Raw genomic sequence first — 19,592 nt, forward strand, 5'->3', positions numbered from 1 at the left:
ACTCATAATTAATGACTAATGACATCTAATTTATGCCAAATCCTTTAGAATGTGGGCGCTTTTTCAAACTGTCAGAACTTTTACCAGCCAACATCCATTGCAAATGCTGTGGTAACAGTTTCGCCAAATCATAACGCTTCAGAATTGTCTCTCGCGCCTTTGCACGAATAGCGTTCATCTCCTGAGGATGATTCAGCGCTTCTTCAACTCTCTTAGCAATATTCTGAGGAGAAAAGAAATCTACCAGCAGTCCATTCACCCCATCCTGTACGACTTCCAATACTGGTGGAGTCTTAGAAGCGACTAGTAAACATCCTGCTGCCATTACTTCCAACATTGACCAGGATAAAACAAAAGGACGGGTTAAATAAATATGAGCAGAAGAAGCTTGCAAAACCTGAAGGTACTCATTATAAGGAAGCCTATCTGTAAAGTGCAGTCTAGATAAATCCAAAGATAATTTTTCTAGCATTAATTGTTTATAAGTCTTACCATCGGGGAGATTTTTACCATAAGCAACCCTATCTTCTCCCACAACTACCACATGACACTTAGGTCGTCGCTGCTGAAGTAGCGCCACCGTTTCCATAAACTGCGGAAAACCTCTATAAGGTTCCATTCCCCGTCCCACGTAAGTTACTAACTCTTCTACATGGGAAAGGTCAAGATTTATTCTTGGTAAAACTAATTTTGCATCTGGTTTAGGAACAAAATATTTGGTATCAACACCATCGTGAATTACAGTGAGTTTGCTATGATATTCTTTGGGAAACTGTTGACGCTGCCAATTTGTCGGAGAAAGACCGCGATCGCAGCTATATAAATCAGTCAAAATCGGCGCATTTTTGACCCGGATGCGGCATTCATCATCAGCATTAAGTGGTTCATTGGGATCAAAATCTGCATCTGAACCGTGAGCATGGTAAAACCACTCGAAATAACACAATAATTCTGCTTTAGGAAAAACATCTTTCATAAACAAAGTCGGCCCCCAACCAGAATGGCCATAAACTATATCTGGAACGAAACCTTCGGCTTTTAATTTTTCTGCTACGCGATAGACAGCCTGAGCGGTAAGAACAGCATTTTCCAGGTTGCGAACATAGTGGTGAGTTTGGGGAGCAGCTTCACGAGAAGGAGTGTAAATAACTTTATAAACGCCAGGTATTTCCCCTTCACGACGATTTGTCCCAAAGACGACTTTGTGATTAGGATCTTTACCTAAAACTGTCGCTAGGTTGCGAAATTGCGAGGGAAAATTGGGATGTAAAAATAAAATTTTCATTGGAATAATCTTGATTAATTTATTGCGAGATAAAATAAATTAAGGCAAGCTGCTTAAGATTATAAGATTATTTCTCACGATTTTTAGCAAGTAAATTTAGATAAATGGTTACCCGAAAATGCGAAAATAATCGCAAATTCGTGTTATGACCATGAAATTTATTGGCATTGATTTTGGCTGGAAATCTCAACCAAGTGGACTATGCTGCTTAGAATGGATAGACGGACAACTGCAACTACTTGATCTAGACCGCAAAGAAGCCATTGCAGACATTCTCACCTGGATCGATCAAAGTGTACAACCAGACGAACCAGCCATCATCGCCGTAGATGCACCTACCCTCATACCCAACGCTAGCGGGAGTCGCCTCCCCGACAAACTCAGCCATAAGTACTTTGGTAAATATCATGCGGGATGCTACCCAGCTAATCAAAACTTACCCTTCGCAGAGCGCACCCTCAACTTTGGCTTAGAATTAGAATCACGTGGTTTTGCACATGCACCCACCATTGAACCGCAAAAACTCAGCAGATATCAAATAGAAGTTTTTCCCCACCCAGCAATCGTTAACCTATTTAACTTAGAACGCATCCTCAAATACAAAAAAGGACGCATCAGTGAACGCCGCTTAGAATTAATCAAACTCCAAAATTATCTTCTCGATATTCTCCCCTCCTTCTGTCCTCCTCTGCACCTCTGCGCTTCGTTTCTTCTTGAAATCCCCACGACAGGCGCAGCCCTCAAAGCAGTTGAAGATAAACTAGATAGCTTAATTTGCGCCTATGTTGCTGCTTATTGGTGGTATTGGGGAGAACAACGTAATTTAGTATTAGGCGATCGCACCACTGGCTACATTATTATTCCCCAGAGAACATTATCCTAAAATTGTAATATCCTAAGATTTAAGTCCAGGAGGTTTTATGCAAGGAGTTAGTTCTAACTTGAGTTTAAAAGAGCTTTATGAAATTGATGATCATCTCTGGTTAGAGGAAACAATCAAGCTATTGAAAGCTAGCCATTTAGAAAAATTAGATTTAGAAAATTTAATTGAGGAGCTAGAAAATTTGGGTCGTAGAGACAAAGCCCAGGTCGCTAGTTTATTAGAACAAATTATTAGACATCTTTTATTGCTGCAATATTCGACAGAAGAATCTCAATATAATTCTGGACATTGGAAAGCAGAAGTTAGAAGTTTTAGAAATCAATTAAAACGTAATTTGATAACGAATTTATATTAATATTTAGAAAATGGACTAGTATCAATTTATGATGATGCTTTAGGATATGTAATTGAAAAAACCGAGGGGAAATTAGATAATTTACCTCAATATTGTACTTATACCTTAGAACAGCTAGTAGATATTAATTATCTACCTGAAAACTTGTAAAATAAAAGGCGTTGCTAAACTTAAATCAGCAACGCCTAATCTTGAGTATTCAATAACTACCCAGCACTCTTACTCTGCCCAAGCAATCAACCTTGGTTCATAAGGATTAGCCAGGTGTGGATTTTTCGGTAATACACGCAACGATAAGCCTTGCAAACCAGAAGCGGTATAAGTAATATTACCCGTGTAAATGCTCAATTGTTGTGCATCCTCACCTTGGTAATCCATCACCACTGGTATAGCGTTGACAATCTCACCATTGGCATCGATCGCACCTTGATATAATTCCACCTGCACATCATCATTGGTCAAAGTTGCTAAGTCAACCTTGGCTTTGACAGCAACGGTTTGGTTAACTTCAATGTCTGAAGCTGCCGATACATCAACATCTTTGATTCTGATGTTGAACCAGTGTTCGCTTAGTTTTTCTTTCCAAGCAGCTAGTTCTTTAGCTGGGGCATAGTTATCAACAGTCAGAGTATGATAGCGATCGCTAGCTGGGAAATAAGCTCTTTGTGCATATTCTCCTACCATCCGCGCTGTATTAAAGAACGGACAATTCAACCGAATTGCATCCTTCATTTTGGCAACCCACGGACGGGGTAAACCATCACTATCCCGATGTTCATAAAATAACGGTACAACTTCCTTCTCTAACAATTCGTAAAGAGCATTTGCTTCTACTTCATCCTGGTAGTTGGGATCGTCGTAATTTTCTCCATGTCCAATTGCCCAGCCCGTGCGGACGTAATCAGCTTCATCCCACCAGCCATCTAGTACACTTAAATTCGGCAAGCCATTCATTGCTGCTTTCATGCCACTGGTACCAGAGGCTTCCCGTGGACGACGCGGTGTATTTAACCAGATATCGCAACCCGCAACCATCAACCGGGATATGTGAATGTCGTAATTGGGAACAAACACTACCTGTTTTTCTAAATGTTGTTCGCGGATAAAGTGATTGATCTCGCGGATCAGTTCTTTACCGGGAATATCCTTAGGATGTGCCTTACCAGCAATCACAAATTGCACTTTCCGGTCTTTGTTAGCCAGTAAAAGCCGCTTAATGCGATCCAAATCACGCATCCAGAGGGTGGCGCGTTTGTAGGTGGCAAACCGACGAGCAAAGCCAATGGTGAAAGCGTAAGGATCTAAAACTTCTTGGGCTTGGATAATTTCGGAAGCGGAAGCGCCGCGATCGGTTAAATGCTTCACTAAATGCTCCCGTACATACAAAATCATATCTAAGCGGCAGCGCTCATGATTGCGCCATAATTCCTCATCGGGAATAGCGTCCATCCGCTCCCACAATTGGCTATCTGGTGGTGCTGATGACCAGTTTGGCCCGAGGTAGCGATCGTACAACTCTTGAGTCGATTTTGCAACACAACTCCGAGCATGGACACCGTTAGTAATTGCGGCGATTGGCACTTCCTCTACTGGCACTTTCTGCCACAGTCCCTGGAACATTTGCCGCGACACCACACCATGCAGTTGTGCCACACCGTTAGAAAATGTTGCCATCTTCAGCGCCAACACCGCCATACTGAAAGGCCCAGATAAATCACCTGTATTCTCGCGCCCCAGTCCTAAAAATTGCTCTTTGGGCAACCCAAATATCTCTGCATAGTACCCCAGGTAGTACAGCATTTTATCGGGAGCGAACAAGTCAATTCCCGCTGGTACTGGTGTATGGGTGGTAAAGATATTGCTGGAAGCCACCACCTGTTTGGCTTGGGCATAATTCAGTCCCTCTTCCTGAATCAGCAAGCGGATGCGCTCTAGGGCAGAGAAGGCGGCGTGGCCTTCATTCATGTGGTAGGCGGTAACTTTCAGCCCCAAGGCTTTGAGCATTTGCACACCACCGATCCCCAGCATAATTTCCTGGTGGATACGCATATCTATGTCGCCACCATACAGCTGATCTGTAATGTCGTGGTCGTAAGTGTTGTTGGGTTCAATGTTGGTGTCCAGCAGATACAGGGGAACCGTTCCCACCTGTACGCGCCAAACTCTGGCATACACCTTGCGTCCTGGATAATCTACCGCAATTCGCAGTTCTGAACCATCGGCATTGCGCTCCAGATGCAAAGGCATATTATAGAAATCGTTGAGCAGGTAGCGTTCCTGCTGCCACCCATCCGCATTCAGATACTGGGCAAAGTAGCCTTGCTGATACAGCAAACCTACACCCACAAGCGGTAGCCCCAGGTCACTGGCAGATTTGAGGTGATCCCCTGCCAGAACGCCCAAGCCCCCAGAATAGACGGGTAAACAATCTACAAGTCCAAATTCAGCCGAGAAATAGGCGTAACATTCTTTTGGTTTTTGCTCGCGTTGTTTTTGATACCAGGTGCGCTCTTGCAAATAATCTTCTAACTGACGGTCAGCTCGATCCATTTGCGCTAGGAAGCCTTCATCTTCGACAACTTCCAGAAGCCGCGATTGAGAGATAGTACCCAGCATCAACACAGGGTTATGATGGCTAGACTCCCACAGGTCAGAGTCTAAGCGACGAAATAAATCTTTACTTTCAACGTTCCAATCCCAGTGCAAGTTATATGCCAGCCGCCGTAGTGGTTCGAGTCGCGGCGGTAGTGAAGGGGATACGTTAAATGTGCGAATTGGCTGCATAGGTTGGCAAAACTCCAAGTTTAGCTATGGTTATTGTTTACTCTCTTTACCAATGTTGCCAATTCTTTATACAGTAGTTTGTGAAAAAGCGATGACTTTGTTAAGCATTGAGAATTCTTTTTAACCTCGTTGCTAAAGTTTACACCAAGGTGTTTCTAATTCTATGCGTTAGCCTCAGCCATATACTTGGTATATTAAAATTTAATCATTTACTGCCATATATAACTGAAAAAAAATTTAGTTTTGAAGAAATAATTTATATTTATTTTAGAATTGATTGCGGGGATCAATCTAAGTCCTTGGCTGAGGGTGAAAATTCTGCATAGCTGCTTACAGGAACACTTAAAACTTTAATTATTTTTTAATAAAATTGCCCTAGCGTAGAGACAGTGTGAGAAGAAAGACTTAATATAATAATTCTTCGGTCAAGGTTAGCTCAAGGTCATGAGACACCAAATAGCTTGTTGTAAACATCGGCTAAAATTGGCTGATGTAAAAATAATACCAAGCAGTTAACTAGGAAAAGCGATGCCTGCGGCGGGCTACGCCTATGCTAACTACTTGGTATAAATTTTGATAACAAACCAGGAAAATAACTTACGAAGGTGTTATTTTAAGCGCCTAGTGAAGGTTGATCTTTAGTATTTTTTGTCATCGACAAAGCTACAGCTGCTGCATAGGCAATCTCCGCTGCCATTTGATAAGCAAGTTTGATACTCGATGAAGCGTCCTTGGCTTTAGGAGAGAGAGAAGCTTTTTTTCGGCGCGACTCTTGTTTGACATCACCTGCCACAACAGATCGCTGTAAAATGATCCAGGCATCTAGGTCTTCTGAGTCATAATTACTTTGAAGTTGCGATCGCAGTTGATCTTCGGCTACAACACTCAGATAGCCGGTAGTTAGAGCTTCTTGGACAATTTCTTTAATTAAAGCCATAATTTGAACCAAGTGTGTGAGTTAAAACCGATACCTCAATGTGGGCATTTGATGTTGTTTTGGGGACTTCTCCTGGAAACTAAGCTGCGTTTTAGCTTTCTTTCAATAAAATTTATAACAAGTAGTCCCAAGCACACATCACCCGCTTGGCTCACCCGAATGGGTGATTTACAAATTTTTAGATATAAGTAATAGGTAAGAGGAAAATTTTTAGCTTTTTAACAAAGAGGGTGTCATAAGTATAGTAGATATCATTCTGAGTTTAACATTTAATTATAAAATTACTTACACAAACAACTTGAGAAATATAGACAAAAGTGCCAATTAACCCCTTATAGCATTTTTCAACTGATTGAACCACAGCCCTCTCTGCTCTCCCTACTTAAGGGATTTTTTCTAAATGTATAAAATTATTTAAGAGTAGCGTAGGCTTTGCCCGCCGTAGGCATCGCTCCAGTAGAAAAATTAACTGATTTCCTCCATTCTCATCAACAACCAACTGGGAAATCAACTTATTTAATAAGAGTGTTCCACTAAAAATAAAATGTGTTATCGTTAAAAACAATTGTTATTAAAAGCCATTCATGTAATTACAAATATGAATTGGTTAGTCCGTAAATCATCTGTGTGCAACATGATTGGAGCAGCATACTCTAGAAATTCGTTGCAAGAAAGCCGTCATAGCAGTCGGGGAAGCGCTTACTTGTTTGCACCGATGGTTAACTTCAATGTGATGGCTGATGTGGGAGATAATCCACCCTAGTTGGGTTTTCTTTGGGAAAAATTCCCATAAAAATCCAGCAATAATTACATTGTCATGCTAGGCATAAATTTTATCTGAACTTTGAATATAGTCTAGTTAAATGTATTGTTTGTTGCAAAATAGCTTGCCGAGCTGAGTTGTTTAAAAAGGCTAAAACCGCCTGAAAAAAAGTAGCTTCAAGGTAAACAACTCAATCTCTAATTGTGTAACAAGCTTTGCAAATTTGCCGGATAACTAAAACAGTAGCCAATCTAAACCAGCAATTTTGCCCATCAGACAATTTAATAGTCTGAGGTTTGACTCTGCAATCTACTGAAATTGTTTTGTTAATTGTTATCGTGAAAAAGAAGCCGAATTTTTACGTACTATAGTACAACAGCTTCTAACGACTTAACGCAATTATGCATATCAATTGGGTGATTATACACATCTAAATTCAATAATTGCTCACATAGTCAAAGCCAGACTATGGTTTTTCAAATATTGGAAAACCATCTATAAATATGGGTAAATTCGGTAATATTCCAGATAAATTTAACGTATTAATAAATACAAATTTTTTTGGTGCTGGCAGAAGATTAGGATACAGCGAAAACAACTTTCAAGACTCCCAACAACAATTGACTTAAGAGATATGTAGCCATGCATAATCAGAAATATTTTTCAAAATTGCAGCGCGTGCAAGAACTTTTAGTAACTACTGTATTAGGAGATATTCCTACACTTATTCTCGGCCCAAAGTTGCGTAATTTGGGATATCGTAGTATTTTTGCCAGAATAGGCAGCCCAGTTTTTATTCAAAATGGTGTTGAATTTAACGGTACTCCTTGTATTGAGATAGGTAGTGGAGTATATATTTTCAAGGGTGTGCGGATGGATGCTAGAGGACACAAAAATAATAGAATTCATCTAGGAAATAGAGTCGCCATTGAGCGTAACGTTGATATAGGGTCTTTGGAAAATACCTGTATACATATTGATGAAGACACCTTCATTGCTCCCAACGTGTGTATTGAGGGTCCAGGAGACATTAAAATTGGTAAACACTGCTTGATTGCTGCCCACTCAGGGATATATGCCAATAATCATAATTTTGCCGATCCGATGAAGCCGATTAAATACCAAGGTGTTACTCGCAAGGGAATTGTGATTGAGGATGACTGTTGGCTAGGGCATGGAGTAACGGTGTTAGATGGAGTTACCATCGGTAAAGGCAGTGTTATTGGTGCAGGAGCGGTTGTCAATAGAGATATTCCTCCTTTTTCTGTTGCTGTAGGCATACCTGCACGAGTAATCAAAAACCGAATTGGCAAAGACCTAGTAAAAGTTCAAACCGAGAAATAGGGGATAGGGAACAGGTGACGGTAACTATGTTCCCTTTTTAAGAAACTTTTGCCGTCAGTCAACGTCACAAGAGTAGCCAGCCTCTGAGTTATTTCTTAGGGTCATCTAAAAGTCAGACAATTGACATCTTGTACCGTTCTCAATAACCGTAGGGTAGGCACTGCTAGTCCCTAATCTCCAAGTCCCAGTCCCAAGTCCCTAGAGTCCTCTAAAAAAGGGGCAAGATTTGGGTAATATAAAGTAGCTATCTTTTCTGCATCGCAGATCGTGAAAGAAAAGCTTTCTTTGTCTTACCAGTTGGAGATATTTCTATGCTGACTTTAAAAATCGCTGTTTATATTGTTGTTGCCTTCTTCGTAACTATCTTCATCTTCGGATTTTTATCGAACGATCCCGCTCGTAACCCCGGTCGCCGGGACTTAGAGTAAAAGGGCGATAAATCATCCGCGACTTTGGAAGGCGGAAAATACTAAACGCCACAGAAACTTACTAAGCGAAAGTTAGTAAGTTTCTTCCTCCAGGTAGCTTGCTGTAGGTAGCAGAAGGCGACAGTCGGAAGGCAAAATGTATGTTTATCCTTCCCTTCGTCATTTGGCTGTTTGTTAGCCCGATTTTGCTCAAATATGCTTCATCCAGTTCTGCCACCCGATCCGCCTCCTATCGTCGAATCTTTACAACCTGTAAATCCCGCCTCATCTGCTAGTCATATAAGGTTTCTTTCAGGTGTAGATACTGGAATACACGAAAAGACAGATAAATCCAAGCAGCCTAAGGTTTTGGCTCAGTTAGCAATTACGGATAACGCAAAGAGTGATCCGCAATTGCCAACTTCGATCAAATCAACTCAGGATGACTTGGTAGTTAGCGAAACTTCCTCTGTACCTGATTCACCAGAAACCTTCCCACCAGAAACTTCCCCACTGAGCGATTCTGGATCTGCCGCACTTTTGGGGCGATCGCTGGTCGTTGGTTATCCCACGCAGGAGGTTAAAACTTCTAATCGCCAAGATAAAGAAGACACAAAGACAAGTCCGAGCATCGGCATTCGGCGTTCGGAACTTGTCCTAAGAGCGGCGTTACGCAAACGGGAGGCACAAAGAGAAGCCACTGCGTTGTCAAGAAAAGTTGGAGCGGAGGCTTCCGCTCTAGAAGCAAAACGTGAACCTTATCAAAACCTCGGTGAGCAATCGCCAGATTCCAATTCTAGTAGTGAAGAAAAACAAACCTTTTTGGACTCTGGTAGCTTTAGAGTTGCCCCTAGTCCCGTTGTCGCTCAATCTCCGCGTCCTCTTCAAAATGCCCCAAGTGCCACAAACAGCAATGTCGAGTCCAAGAGGGAAATTTTAACTAAGAAGTTAACCCAGCAAAAACAGCAAAGTGATATTACTGCACCACAGTCTTCAGAAAGAGACAATATCTCTGTATCTGCTGCTGATCTTGCACTGAGTTCTCAATCAGTACAAAATTTTATCAAATTCAAGTCTCGTAACCCGACAAACCAACTCTCAACGCCCATTACTGTAGAATTTAATTCCCAAGTCCAACAACAAACTCAAGCACCAACGCCTACACCAGAGGTAGACACCACCAATCAGCCACAAGCGCCAGCTAGCACGCCGCCGGCCAAACCAAGAATTGTAGAAGTCACTTCAGATCGGCAAGAGTATGACGAACAACGGCGAATTATTACAGCTGTTGGGAATGTAGTTGTGCGATTTGATGGGGCGGTGGTGGATGCCGATCGCCTGCAAGTCAATTTAGACAACTTGATTGCTGCGGGGGAAGGCAACGTAACTTTAACACGGGGCGATCAGGTACTGCGCGGACAACGCTTTACCTATAACTTTGTTCAAGATAATGGAGAACTGGAAAATGGTAGAGGAGAAATTTACGTACCCTCAGCACAAACAGATTTTGCTTTTTCACCCACAGGTATAACTGCTGGTGGAGTTCCAAAACGTCCGCCCAGCGATCGCATTAGAGCCAATCAGCCCCTTTCCGGTGTGAGCAGCCCTGGAGGAATTGATGTGACATTTGGTGGTCAGTCAGATGCTAGCAACATCCCGCCACCGAAAGCAGGGGGTGCAGTTAATCGGCTCAGGTTTGAAGCTGAAAACATTGACTTCTATCCACAAGGGTGGCAAGCAAGGGATGTCCGCATCACCAATGATCCTTTTTCGCCCCCAGAACTAGAATTACGCGCAGATACAGTAACTCTGACGCGAGAGACACCCTTGGTAGACCGCATCAGGACACAAGGGCAGCGTTTGGTATTGGATCAAACAATCTCCTTACCAATTCCCGTGAATCAGCGGACTATTGACCGTCGGGAGCGGGACGTTACACCTGCAATAGTCTCCCCCGGCTATGACGGAGAAGATCGGGGTGGTTTGTATATTGAGCGTGGCTTTCCAGTGATCGATACAGAGCGGACAAGCTGGACGATCACGCCTCAGTTGCTAGTACAAAAAGCTGTGCAAGGAGGTACGGGTGACTTAGGCGCACTGTTTGCTGTCAAGACAAAGATAAATTCTGTTTTGAGTCCACGAGCAGTAATTGAAGGGACTGGGGAGTTAACCAGCTTGGACTTGAACAAGGTGGAAGAAAATTTGCGGGTGAATTTGGGATTACGCCAGATATTAGGGACTTCCCTTCCCCATACATTGAATCTGCAATATAACTACCGCGATCGTCTTTACAACGGTACTCTCGGCTTTCAAACCGTCCAGAGCAGTCTTGGCGGTATTATTACCTCTCCTGTGATTCCTTTAGGAAAGAGTGGCATCAACCTCACCTATCAGGCAGGCGCTCAGTATATCAATGCCAACACCGATCGCCAAGACTTGCTAGAACCGCAGCGCGAAAACGATCGCATCTCACTAGGTCGTTTACAAGGCAGTGCTTCCCTCAGTAGAGGGTTGTTGCTATGGCAGGGAAAACCATTACCACCCACTGCCAGTGAGGGATTACGATACACGGCTACCCCTGTAGTTCCTTACTTGCAAGCGATCGCTAGCCTCACAGGCACTTCCAGTTATTACACCAATGGTGATAACCAAAGCACCCTAACTGGTACAATTGGCTTACAAGGGCAAATTGGTCATTTTTCTCGACCTTTTTTCGACTATACCGCCTTTAATATTAGTTATTCTCAAGGCTTAAATAACGGATTATCACCCTTTTTGTTTGATCGCTCTGTTGATAACAAAGTGTTGAGCGCTGGGATATCACAGCAAATCTATGGCCCTTTTCGCTTAGGCTTTCAAACTTCTGTTAACTTGGATACTGGTAAAGAAACTAGCACAGACTACATTTTGGAATATAGCCGTCGCACCTATGGCATCACCTTGCGTTACAATCCGGTGCTGGAGTTAGGCGGCTTCAGCGTCCGAATTAGTGATTTTAACTGGGGTGGCGGCACTGATCCATTTTCTGAAGTTAAGCCAGTGGTAGGTGGCGTGCAACAGGATTATTAATGAGAACGAGTCAGAATTCAGTATTTAGAATAACCCCATGAATTCAGGGTTTCAATAAAGTTACTAAGATTTATGCTTCTGGAGGGGTAAATCTGCTTGCTCTGTAACCTCGATTCGCCACACAGGCGCACAGAATTCAGTATGAATTCTGGCTCCTGACTTCTAAATTATTTTTGGTCAAACAGTTATAAGTTGCCCTAATCGACACTTGAATACTCTAACCGCAATTGATACTTGCTGTTTACAGATTTTCTATCTTTTGCCTAGTTTAAGGATTTGGCACAACTCGATAGGCTACACCAGGTATTCTCAGGTTGGCATAGTCGCCGCACAATTGAACACGTGACGGTGGTTGGTGTAGCGTTGCACAGCATCTTTGAACTGCGGCTTGATACTCTCGCCATTGCTTACGGATTGCAATACTTGCAGCATCGTTACCTAAGTCTGAAAATCTTAGTCCAGCCCGAATCAGCCAAGATTCTACATCAGTGGTTTCACCCAGTATTTCTGGAATGGGATTCATATTTTTCATGAGTAATATCTTATACGTACACGTATTTGAAATTGCTCATTTCACTTTAAGAGAAACTATCAATAATAACCAATATAATTTTTTCTTAAAATCATAAATAAAAATGATTGAAAAAGGGTTCATATCTGAGTACGGTTACTCAGATATGACAGAATGAATCAATCTCACGCCTGGCTAACATCATCGCCCTAGCTTCCGAATAAGCTGTTTTCTAGCTCGGAATCACTAGAAACGATAGCCTAATCCGGCTTGAAAGCTGACGGCATCAGCATCACTATTTCTGTAAGCGTCAATGCCCCATTTAGTATCGCCATAGGCAATGACATTGTTGCTAACTTCTGATTCAATACCAAGGGTAACTACAGGTGCATTCTGATTGCCCAATGGAGTTTTTTGACCTTCATCAGTTACAAAAGAATAACCACCACCGAAGTAAAGGTTAGTGTTTCTGGCGATAGGCGCATCGTAAGTCACTATGGGCATAATTGCGGCAGCATCACCACCATACAGCACAGAACCCCGCACTGAAACAGGCGCATTGGGAACGGCGTACCGTCCTTGAATATTGCCACCAAGTTGTGCTTCATCGTTTCCTTGCCCGCCACTGGTTGCACCAGCAGCAACACCAGCACCGATGTAGTTACCGTTAGTACCAGCTGTTTGAGCAGAAGCAATTCCGGCCGAGAGGACAATGGAAGCAACAGCGAGGAAAGAGGCAGCTAATTTTGTAAGTTTCATAGGATTCTTCTCACTAGAGTTAGGTAAAATCAATGTTCTCTAGTACTAGAATCTCTTTTTTTACAAAATGTAACCTCGCACATCTGGCTCACCCAAGTGGCTGAATTATTTCTCACCCACCTGGGTGTACAAACTGAAATATTCAGATAACAGTTATTTCTTCAAAAAACGCTGACGTAGACGAGATATAAAAATATTCACCTCTGGTATTTTCATCCATGAAGCGATCGCAGCAAACACTGCAATCCCCACAAAGCCAGATACACCCAACTGTAACAACAGAACCAGTAAACCCGTTTTACCTAACAACTGTTGAGTAGCAACTAAAGTTCCATAGCTGGCAACCCCAGCTACCACACTACCAGCAGTCAAACCTAGAATTGGCACACTCCACTCACGCCAAGGTAAACCATTGAGTTTGCGATCGAGCAACCATAACAGCATCAACAGAGAACTGCAATTTACACCCACTGTTGCTAACACCAAACCGGGAGCACCAAAAGGCCCAACTAAAATCCAATCGAGCACAGCATTGAGAAAGATATTAAAAGTACTGATGCGAAAAGGTGTCTGCCCATCACCCAAGGCATAAAATACCCGCACCAAGACATCACGCCCCAAATAAGCAAACATCCCAATCCCGTAAACAATTAGCAACTCGGAAACTAGCTGCGTAGCATCTTGCGTGAAAGCACCCCGCTCATATATTACCTGGACAATTGGTACAGATAACACTACCATCAACGCTCCTAGAGGTAGCATGGTGACAGCACTAAGCAGGAGTCCCTGACGAATACGTAATTTGAGATCGTCCCAATTTTCTGGTTCGGCAAGTTTGGCAAATATCGGTAATAGAGGCAGCAAAATGATATTAGAAATAATGCCTAAGGGAGTTTGCACTAGCAAATTGGCATAGTTAAAGCCAGCAGCAGCACCAGGGATGGGACTGGCGAAGTAAAGCACAGTAGCAAAGTTAATTGGCATCATCCCTGAAGAAATTGTTGCCGGAGTCATGATTCTAATCATTTCTTGAACACCGGGGGATTTAAAATCAAACCGCAGACGTAACGTACCTAGTCCTAACCGCCACTGAACAATTAGCTGCACCAGCCATTGGAGAATTGCCCCTGCCAAGGTTCCCCAGGCTAATACCATACCACCGATTAAAGCGTATTCTGGCTTGATAATATCCTTGCCCACTTGCATAGTCATGAAAGCAATACCGATGATAACGGTAATGCTAGATAACAGAGGGCTGATGGAGAGCAACCAATATTGATTGGCTGCATTAAGAGTACCGAAGCCAATGCCAATTAATCCTGAAAATAAAGCCATCGGTGCCATAATGCGGAGTTGTTGAATTGCGATCGCTCTGGTTGTCGGCTCCAAACCATAACCGACTAAATCAACGATCGCATCCGCAAATAAAATCTGAGCAACCGTCACCAGCAACAGCAATCCAGCCACCAGCGTTGTCACGGTTTCCACAAGGGGAGCCGCTTCTTCTCGCCGTCGCTTGGCTAAAACGCTGACAACTGCACTGTGTAATGGCCCATTTACACCACCGAGTAATATCAATAGAAAGCCAGGAATAACATAGGCGTAGCTATAGGCGGTAGCAGCTGCACCAACACCAAAAGCCGCAGCGATCGCTTGCTGCCGCACTAAGCCGAAGACTTTACTAATTAATGTGGCTGCGGCAACAATGCCAGCAATTCCAGCGAAAGAACGAGAGGGTTTTTGGTCTTGTTGTGTCACGAATATTACCCGACAACTCTTGCAGAGTGCATATTTTAAAACATTTAACCTGAAATACCGCAGTCTGTCAGGTAAATTTCCACAAATTACTTTTTTTAAATGCTTTCGCTCTTGCTATTGGCTGAGCGATCGCTATAATAGTACGCATTTTAGCTCTCATTTCCAGGCAAAGGCAGGAACTCTTGTACAAAGAGAACACAAGAAACATTAAACCAAATCGCGGATTTATTGATTCTCAGCCAGAATTATTTTTTAACCCATTACGAGGATAGATAAAGAAAGGGGAACTATAAGAATAACCATTTTCTGGGAAATAGTTGAACACTGCAAAAATTCGCATTGCAGTTTGTCATACTTTGACGCGCTTTGGCTCCCTGAAGTTTGGTATGAGGAATCATTATATAAAAACGACATAATCCAGAGCAATGGAACCCAATTCAAATTTCACGGAAAATCAACTTCTCTTGTCAAGCGCTCAACTTCAAGAGCAACTAGAGCAACAAAAGGCTTTGGCGAGTGTAATTGTGCGAATTCGGGAGTCTCTTGACTTAGAAACAATTTTTCAAACTACTGTTACACAAGTGCGTCAGTTGCTAAATGCTGATCGTGTAGCAGTCTTCCAGTTTGACTTGGAAAAAGATTGGGAAGGAGAATTTGTTTCTGAGGATGTTGCACTTGGCTGGGACTCAGCGCTGGCAGTCAAAGTTTACGACCACTGCTTTGGAGAACAATTTGCTTCCAGTTATCAACAAGGTCGAGTGCAAGCAGTAGCAGATATTTACAAGGCAGGACTGAGTGATTGTCATGCCGCAATTTTGAGTAAATTTCAGGTACAGGCCAACCTCGTTGTGCCTCTATTGCGGGAAAAAGAACTGTGGGGATTGCTTTGCATTCATCAGTGCAGTGAGGCTCGTGACTGGAAAGAATCGGAAATTGAGTTTATTCGTCAAATTGCTGATCATCTTGTTGTTGCGATTCAACAAGCGAAGCATCTCCATGAAGTCCAATTGCAAGCCGCAGAGTTAGCTCAAGCGGCTCAACGCGACCAAGTAATTGCTCGGATTGTCGATGAAATTCGCTCACCCCTTGATATTGAAACCATCTTTAAAACCACTACTCAAGAAATACGCCAGCTGCTGCAAGCTGATCGAGTTGCCATCTTTAGCTTCAATGACGATTGGAGTGGTAACTTCGTTGCTGAATCATTTGCAGAAGGCTGGACTCCTTTAGTTGGTGTTGAGCCTGCGATCGCTGATACTTATTTACAACAGACGCAAGGCGGACGTTACGTTAACAATCAAACATTTACAGTCAATGACATTTATCAAGCCGGATTAACAAACTGCCATATAACCCTGTTAGAGCAATTCCAGGCAAAAGCCTTTGCAACTGCCCCCATTCTCCAAGGAGATAAACTTTGGGGAGTCATTGCTGCCTACCAAAATGCCTCACCCAGACAGTGGCAATCTTATGAAGTCGAATCGCTGACCAAAATCGGCACACAAATTGGTGTGGCACTGCGACACTATAAGTTACTAGCACACGCTCAGTACCAAGCAGAGCAACAAAAGACACTGACTAGCGTGATTACTCGAATTCGAGAGTCTTTAGATTTAGATACAATCTTCCAGACTACTGTCACCGAGGCACGGCAAATGCTGCAAGCCGATAGAGTAGCAGTCTTTCGTTTTGACCCTCAAAAAGATTGGGAAGGAGAATTTATTTCTGAGGATGTTGTACCTGAATGTAACTCGGTTATAGCAGAAAAAGTTTATGACTATTGTTTCGGTGAAAACTTTGCACCCCTTTACGCACAAGGTCGAGTAAATACGATCGCGGACATTTATCAAGGAAAGTTTCCAGGTTGCTACGTCCAAATCCTAGAAAAATTTCAAGTGCGTGCAAATATGATCGCACCTCTATTGAAAAAAGGTGAACTTTGGGGATTGCTGTGTATTCACCAATGCAACACTCCTCGTTACTGGCAACCCTCTGAAATTGAATTTGCCAGTCAAATAGCCGAGCAATTGGGAGTCGCATTAAAACAGGATTCTTATTTAAAGCAAGTTCAAATGCAGGTTATCCAGTTAGCAGAAGCTACTGAACGGGAGAAAGCAATGGAACGGCAAGAATTACTGGCTGCAACCATAGATAAAATCCGCCAGTCACTCGATATTAAAACTATTTTTAAAACTACTACTCAAGCTGTGCGAGAGTTGCTCGAAGTCGAGCGAGTTGCAATCTACCGCTTCAACACAGATTGGAGCGGTAAATTTGTAGCAGATTCTTTTAAAGATGGTTGGATACCTGTTGCACAAGCTCAACCAATAATTATAGAAACCTTTGAGGACACAGACGACGATAACGAACTTCCGCGTAACGAAACCTTTGTTCCCATTCGGGAAGGTGAAAAATTATGGGGATTATTAGTTGCTTATCAGAATTCGCAACCGCGTTATTGGAAAGAGGAAGAAATTAATTTGCTGGCTCAAGTAGGGGTACAATTGGGGATTGCGATTCAGCAAGCAGAATTACTCGAACAAACTAAACGTCAAACCTCAGAACTTACTCAAGCTCTCCAAGAATTAAAACAAACTCAAACCCGGTTAATTCAGGGTGAAAAAATGGCAGGCTTAGGACAATTACTTGCTGGAGTCGCGCATGAAATCAACAATCCTGTAAGTTTTATTTTTGGTAATCTGATCCATTTAAATGAATATACTCAGGAACTGCTAAATGTAGTGAAGCTTTACCGACAAAACTCCTCACTATCGCCAACTGTCCAAGAGCAAATTAACAAGACTGATTTGGACTTTCTCATCGAAGATTTGCCCAAAACTCTTGAGTCAATGAAAGTAGGAACAGAGCGTATTTGTGAAATTGTGCTATCACTACGAAACTTTTCTCGTACAGATGAGGCTGAATTAAAACCAGTAGATATTAATGAAGGCTTGGATAGTACTTTGCTGATTTTAGGGCATCGGCTCAAAAACAATAATGAACGCCCAGCTATTGAGATTGTGAAAGAATATGGTACTTTCCCTTTGCTCGAATGCTATCCCTCGCAATTAAATCAAGTGTTTATGAATCTTTTGAGTAATAGTATTGATGCATTAGAGGAAAAGTTTAAAACTATACAGCAAAGGTATTTGAAGCTATCCCAAACGTGTCCAAGAATACCCTTAACTATCTGGATTAGTACGCAAGCCATTAATAACCAGATTGTAATTAGAATAGCTGATAATGGTCTTGGGATTCCAGAAGAAGTGCGATCGCACATGTTTGACCCCTTCTTCACTACCAAAGCACCAAGTAAAGGTACGGGTTTAGGATTGTCTATCAGCTATCAAATAGTAGTTGAAAAACATCATGGTCAAATTAAATGTTCCTCTAAACCAGGAGAAGGAACAGAGTTTGTGATTGAAATTCCTAGCAGTAATTAGAGGCGGCTGATTTTCGATAATTCTAATAATACATTTCACAAAATATCTGGTACAGATACACTTGTAAGTTTAACCAAAATTACTCGCAGGATAGCTTGCTGACCCAAACTTTTTGGCATTAAGTCCGCGTAGATTATAGCTCAATAGGCTTGGGTCAGTAATTTTTGATTATAGAAAATCCCTCCAACCCATGCCAGACGATCTAAAAAGGAGGGTTAGGGAGGATCTCATCAAATCTTAACTGAACTGCCTTGGTTTATAGCCGCGACTTCAGTATCCTGATGTCGTTTTGCTCATTAACACAACCTAGTCAATTACAAATACCCACTTTGTCAGTTTGTCTAATTAAGCTATGTTTGGTAAATAAAATAAGTAGCCTACATGATCGGCTGTTATTCCACACTTGACATAAAGCATTGTGAGTGCAAAACGTCTGCCAGAAACCATTGCCCATGTCAGAATTACTCGCCAATCCTGGCAACACGGCTTCCTTGAAGGCGAAGTGAGTGCAGGTGAGTTTGAGTGGCATTTCCAGTGGCATTTTCGCCGGGGAGAACTTGCCGTCAAGCCTTCCCAAGGCCGCGCCTTAATCAAAGAACCCCTAGGTCGATTCTTGGAGCAACAAGATTATCAATTAGAGCCTGGAGGAGATTATGCTTTTACTATTCGGGCAGAACTTTAAAAGTTAGGATTTAGGAATTTAATTTTGGATTTTAGATTTTAGATTTTTTCTTCAATCCAAAATCCAAAATCTAAAATTGGTTGACTGCTGATTCAGTGAGGCGATTTAAATATCTTTCGATTAAGAGGATGGCAACAATGTCATCTATCGGTCTTGGTGGCTGTCGCAGACCCTGTGGCAATAGCTTTATTAGCCCCTTGGGCGGGAACATTTGCCAATAGCGATCGCGTGCTTCTAGGGTTGTGTAGCGCTCATCCACTAAAATAATACTCAGAGGTTCTGTCAATTCCTGATATAATTTTTGTCTCCACTGCTTGGCTGTAGTTTGGTCGCCCATCACCATCAAGGAAATCGGAAACTTTTGACGCAGTGTCTCAATGGTAGCGATCGCCTCTTTTGCTAGCACGACCTGATGATAATACAGTTGCCGATCCAGTCCCATCACCGCTAAACCACACTTATCTCGACCTGGATCAAACCCCAAGATGACTGGTTGCGTTGGTGAAAATTCACGGAAATTCATAATAAATTCAAAATTAAAAATTAAGAATTAGAAATTTACCCTTACAGGGATCTTGCTACGCGTAGCGTCTCGTAGAGAATAAATACAAT

14 protein-coding genes and 1 pseudogene are annotated in these 19,592 nt (G+C 42.4%); 8 read left to right on the forward strand and 7 right to left on the reverse strand.

Annotation, left to right across the window (positions count from 1 at the left end; all coding sequences use genetic code 11):
* Positions 1 to 25: 25 nt before the first annotated feature.
* Entirely contained in the window at positions 26 to 1,285 is a 1,260-nt protein-coding gene (locus F8R90_RS02350) for a glycosyltransferase family 4 protein (protein ID WP_196509275.1), read from the reverse strand.
* Positions 1,286 to 1,436: 151 nt separating this feature from the next.
* Here F8R90_RS02350 and F8R90_RS02355 point away from each other — a divergent pair, with 151 nt between their 5' ends.
* Together F8R90_RS02355 and F8R90_RS02360 are read left to right on the forward strand one after the other, a co-directional pair.
* Positions 1,437 to 2,168 (forward strand): DUF429 domain-containing protein, encoded by a 732-nt coding sequence (locus tag F8R90_RS02355; protein ID WP_196509319.1) that lies wholly within the window; start codon positions 1,437 to 1,439, stop codon positions 2,166 to 2,168.
* A gap of 37 nt (positions 2,169 to 2,205) precedes the next feature.
* Positions 2,206 to 2,673: pseudogene (locus F8R90_RS02360) on the forward strand (DUF29 domain-containing protein).
* A 69-nt stretch (positions 2,674 to 2,742) separates the two neighbouring features.
* Here the strand turns inward: F8R90_RS02360 and glgP are convergent.
* Together glgP and F8R90_RS02370 are read right to left on the reverse strand one after the other, a co-directional pair.
* Positions 2,743 to 5,307, reverse strand: coding sequence for an alpha-glucan family phosphorylase (gene glgP / locus F8R90_RS02365; protein ID WP_196509278.1), 2,565 nt, complete (start codon positions 5,305 to 5,307; stop codon positions 2,743 to 2,745).
* A gap of 613 nt (positions 5,308 to 5,920) precedes the next feature.
* Positions 5,921 to 6,244 carry a hypothetical protein gene (locus F8R90_RS02370; RefSeq protein WP_190897025.1) on the reverse strand — a complete coding sequence of 108 codons (324 nt, stop codon included), beginning with the start codon at positions 6,242 to 6,244 and terminating at the stop codon, positions 5,921 to 5,923.
* A gap of 598 nt (positions 6,245 to 6,842) precedes the next feature.
* On the opposite strand from F8R90_RS02370, the gene F8R90_RS02375 reads away from it, so the two are divergent.
* From F8R90_RS02375 to F8R90_RS02390, 4 genes are all read left to right on the forward strand, one after another.
* Positions 6,843 to 7,007 carry a hypothetical protein gene (locus tag F8R90_RS02375; protein ID WP_190897083.1) on the forward strand — a complete coding sequence of 55 codons (165 nt, stop codon included), beginning with the start codon at positions 6,843 to 6,845 and terminating at the stop codon, positions 7,005 to 7,007.
* 642 nt (positions 7,008 to 7,649) lie between these two features.
* On the forward strand, positions 7,650 to 8,351 hold the full coding sequence (locus tag F8R90_RS33655; RefSeq protein WP_196509281.1) for an acyltransferase: 702 nt from the start codon (positions 7,650 to 7,652) through the stop codon (positions 8,349 to 8,351).
* A 311-nt stretch (positions 8,352 to 8,662) separates the two neighbouring features.
* The gene (locus tag F8R90_RS02385; RefSeq protein WP_041566417.1) at positions 8,663 to 8,779 is read left to right on the forward strand and encodes a photosystem II reaction center protein I; all 117 of its coding nucleotides are present in this window, start codon (positions 8,663 to 8,665) and stop codon (positions 8,777 to 8,779) included.
* A 195-nt stretch (positions 8,780 to 8,974) separates the two neighbouring features.
* The gene (locus F8R90_RS02390) at positions 8,975 to 11,827 is read left to right on the forward strand and encodes a DUF3769 domain-containing protein (protein ID WP_196509284.1); all 2,853 of its coding nucleotides are present in this window, start codon (positions 8,975 to 8,977) and stop codon (positions 11,825 to 11,827) included.
* A gap of 268 nt (positions 11,828 to 12,095) precedes the next feature.
* On the opposite strand, the gene F8R90_RS02395 is transcribed toward F8R90_RS02390, so the two are convergent.
* The 3 genes from F8R90_RS02395 to murJ form a co-directional block, all read right to left on the reverse strand.
* Positions 12,096 to 12,359 (reverse strand): hypothetical protein, encoded by a 264-nt coding sequence (locus tag F8R90_RS02395; RefSeq protein ID WP_190897019.1) that lies wholly within the window; start codon positions 12,357 to 12,359, stop codon positions 12,096 to 12,098.
* Between the two features lie 225 nt (positions 12,360 to 12,584).
* The gene (locus tag F8R90_RS02400; protein ID WP_196509287.1) at positions 12,585 to 13,097 is read right to left on the reverse strand and encodes an outer membrane beta-barrel protein; all 513 of its coding nucleotides are present in this window, start codon (positions 13,095 to 13,097) and stop codon (positions 12,585 to 12,587) included.
* A gap of 153 nt (positions 13,098 to 13,250) precedes the next feature.
* On the reverse strand, positions 13,251 to 14,855 hold the full coding sequence (gene murJ, locus F8R90_RS02405) for a murein biosynthesis integral membrane protein MurJ (RefSeq protein WP_196509291.1): 1,605 nt from the start codon (positions 14,853 to 14,855) through the stop codon (positions 13,251 to 13,253).
* A gap of 425 nt (positions 14,856 to 15,280) precedes the next feature.
* Here murJ and F8R90_RS02410 point away from each other — a divergent pair, with 425 nt between their 5' ends.
* On the forward strand, positions 15,281 to 18,298 hold the full coding sequence (locus tag F8R90_RS02410) for a GAF domain-containing sensor histidine kinase (protein WP_196509293.1): 3,018 nt from the start codon (positions 15,281 to 15,283) through the stop codon (positions 18,296 to 18,298).
* A gap of 418 nt (positions 18,299 to 18,716) precedes the next feature.
* Entirely contained in the window at positions 18,717 to 18,980 is a 264-nt protein-coding gene (locus tag F8R90_RS02415; RefSeq protein WP_069070640.1) for a DUF3146 family protein, read from the forward strand.
* 70 nt (positions 18,981 to 19,050) lie between these two features.
* Here F8R90_RS02415 and F8R90_RS02420 read toward each other — a convergent pair whose 3' ends face one another.
* A complete protein-coding gene (locus tag F8R90_RS02420; protein WP_196509295.1) occupies positions 19,051 to 19,503 on the reverse strand; it encodes a pre-16S rRNA-processing nuclease YqgF in 453 nt (150 codons plus the stop codon).
* Between the last annotated feature and the right edge of the window lie 89 nt (positions 19,504 to 19,592).

Source organism: Nostoc sp. NZL (assembly GCF_015714705.1).
Classification (GTDB): domain Bacteria; phylum Cyanobacteriota; class Cyanobacteriia; order Cyanobacteriales; family Nostocaceae; genus Nostoc; species Nostoc foliaceum_A.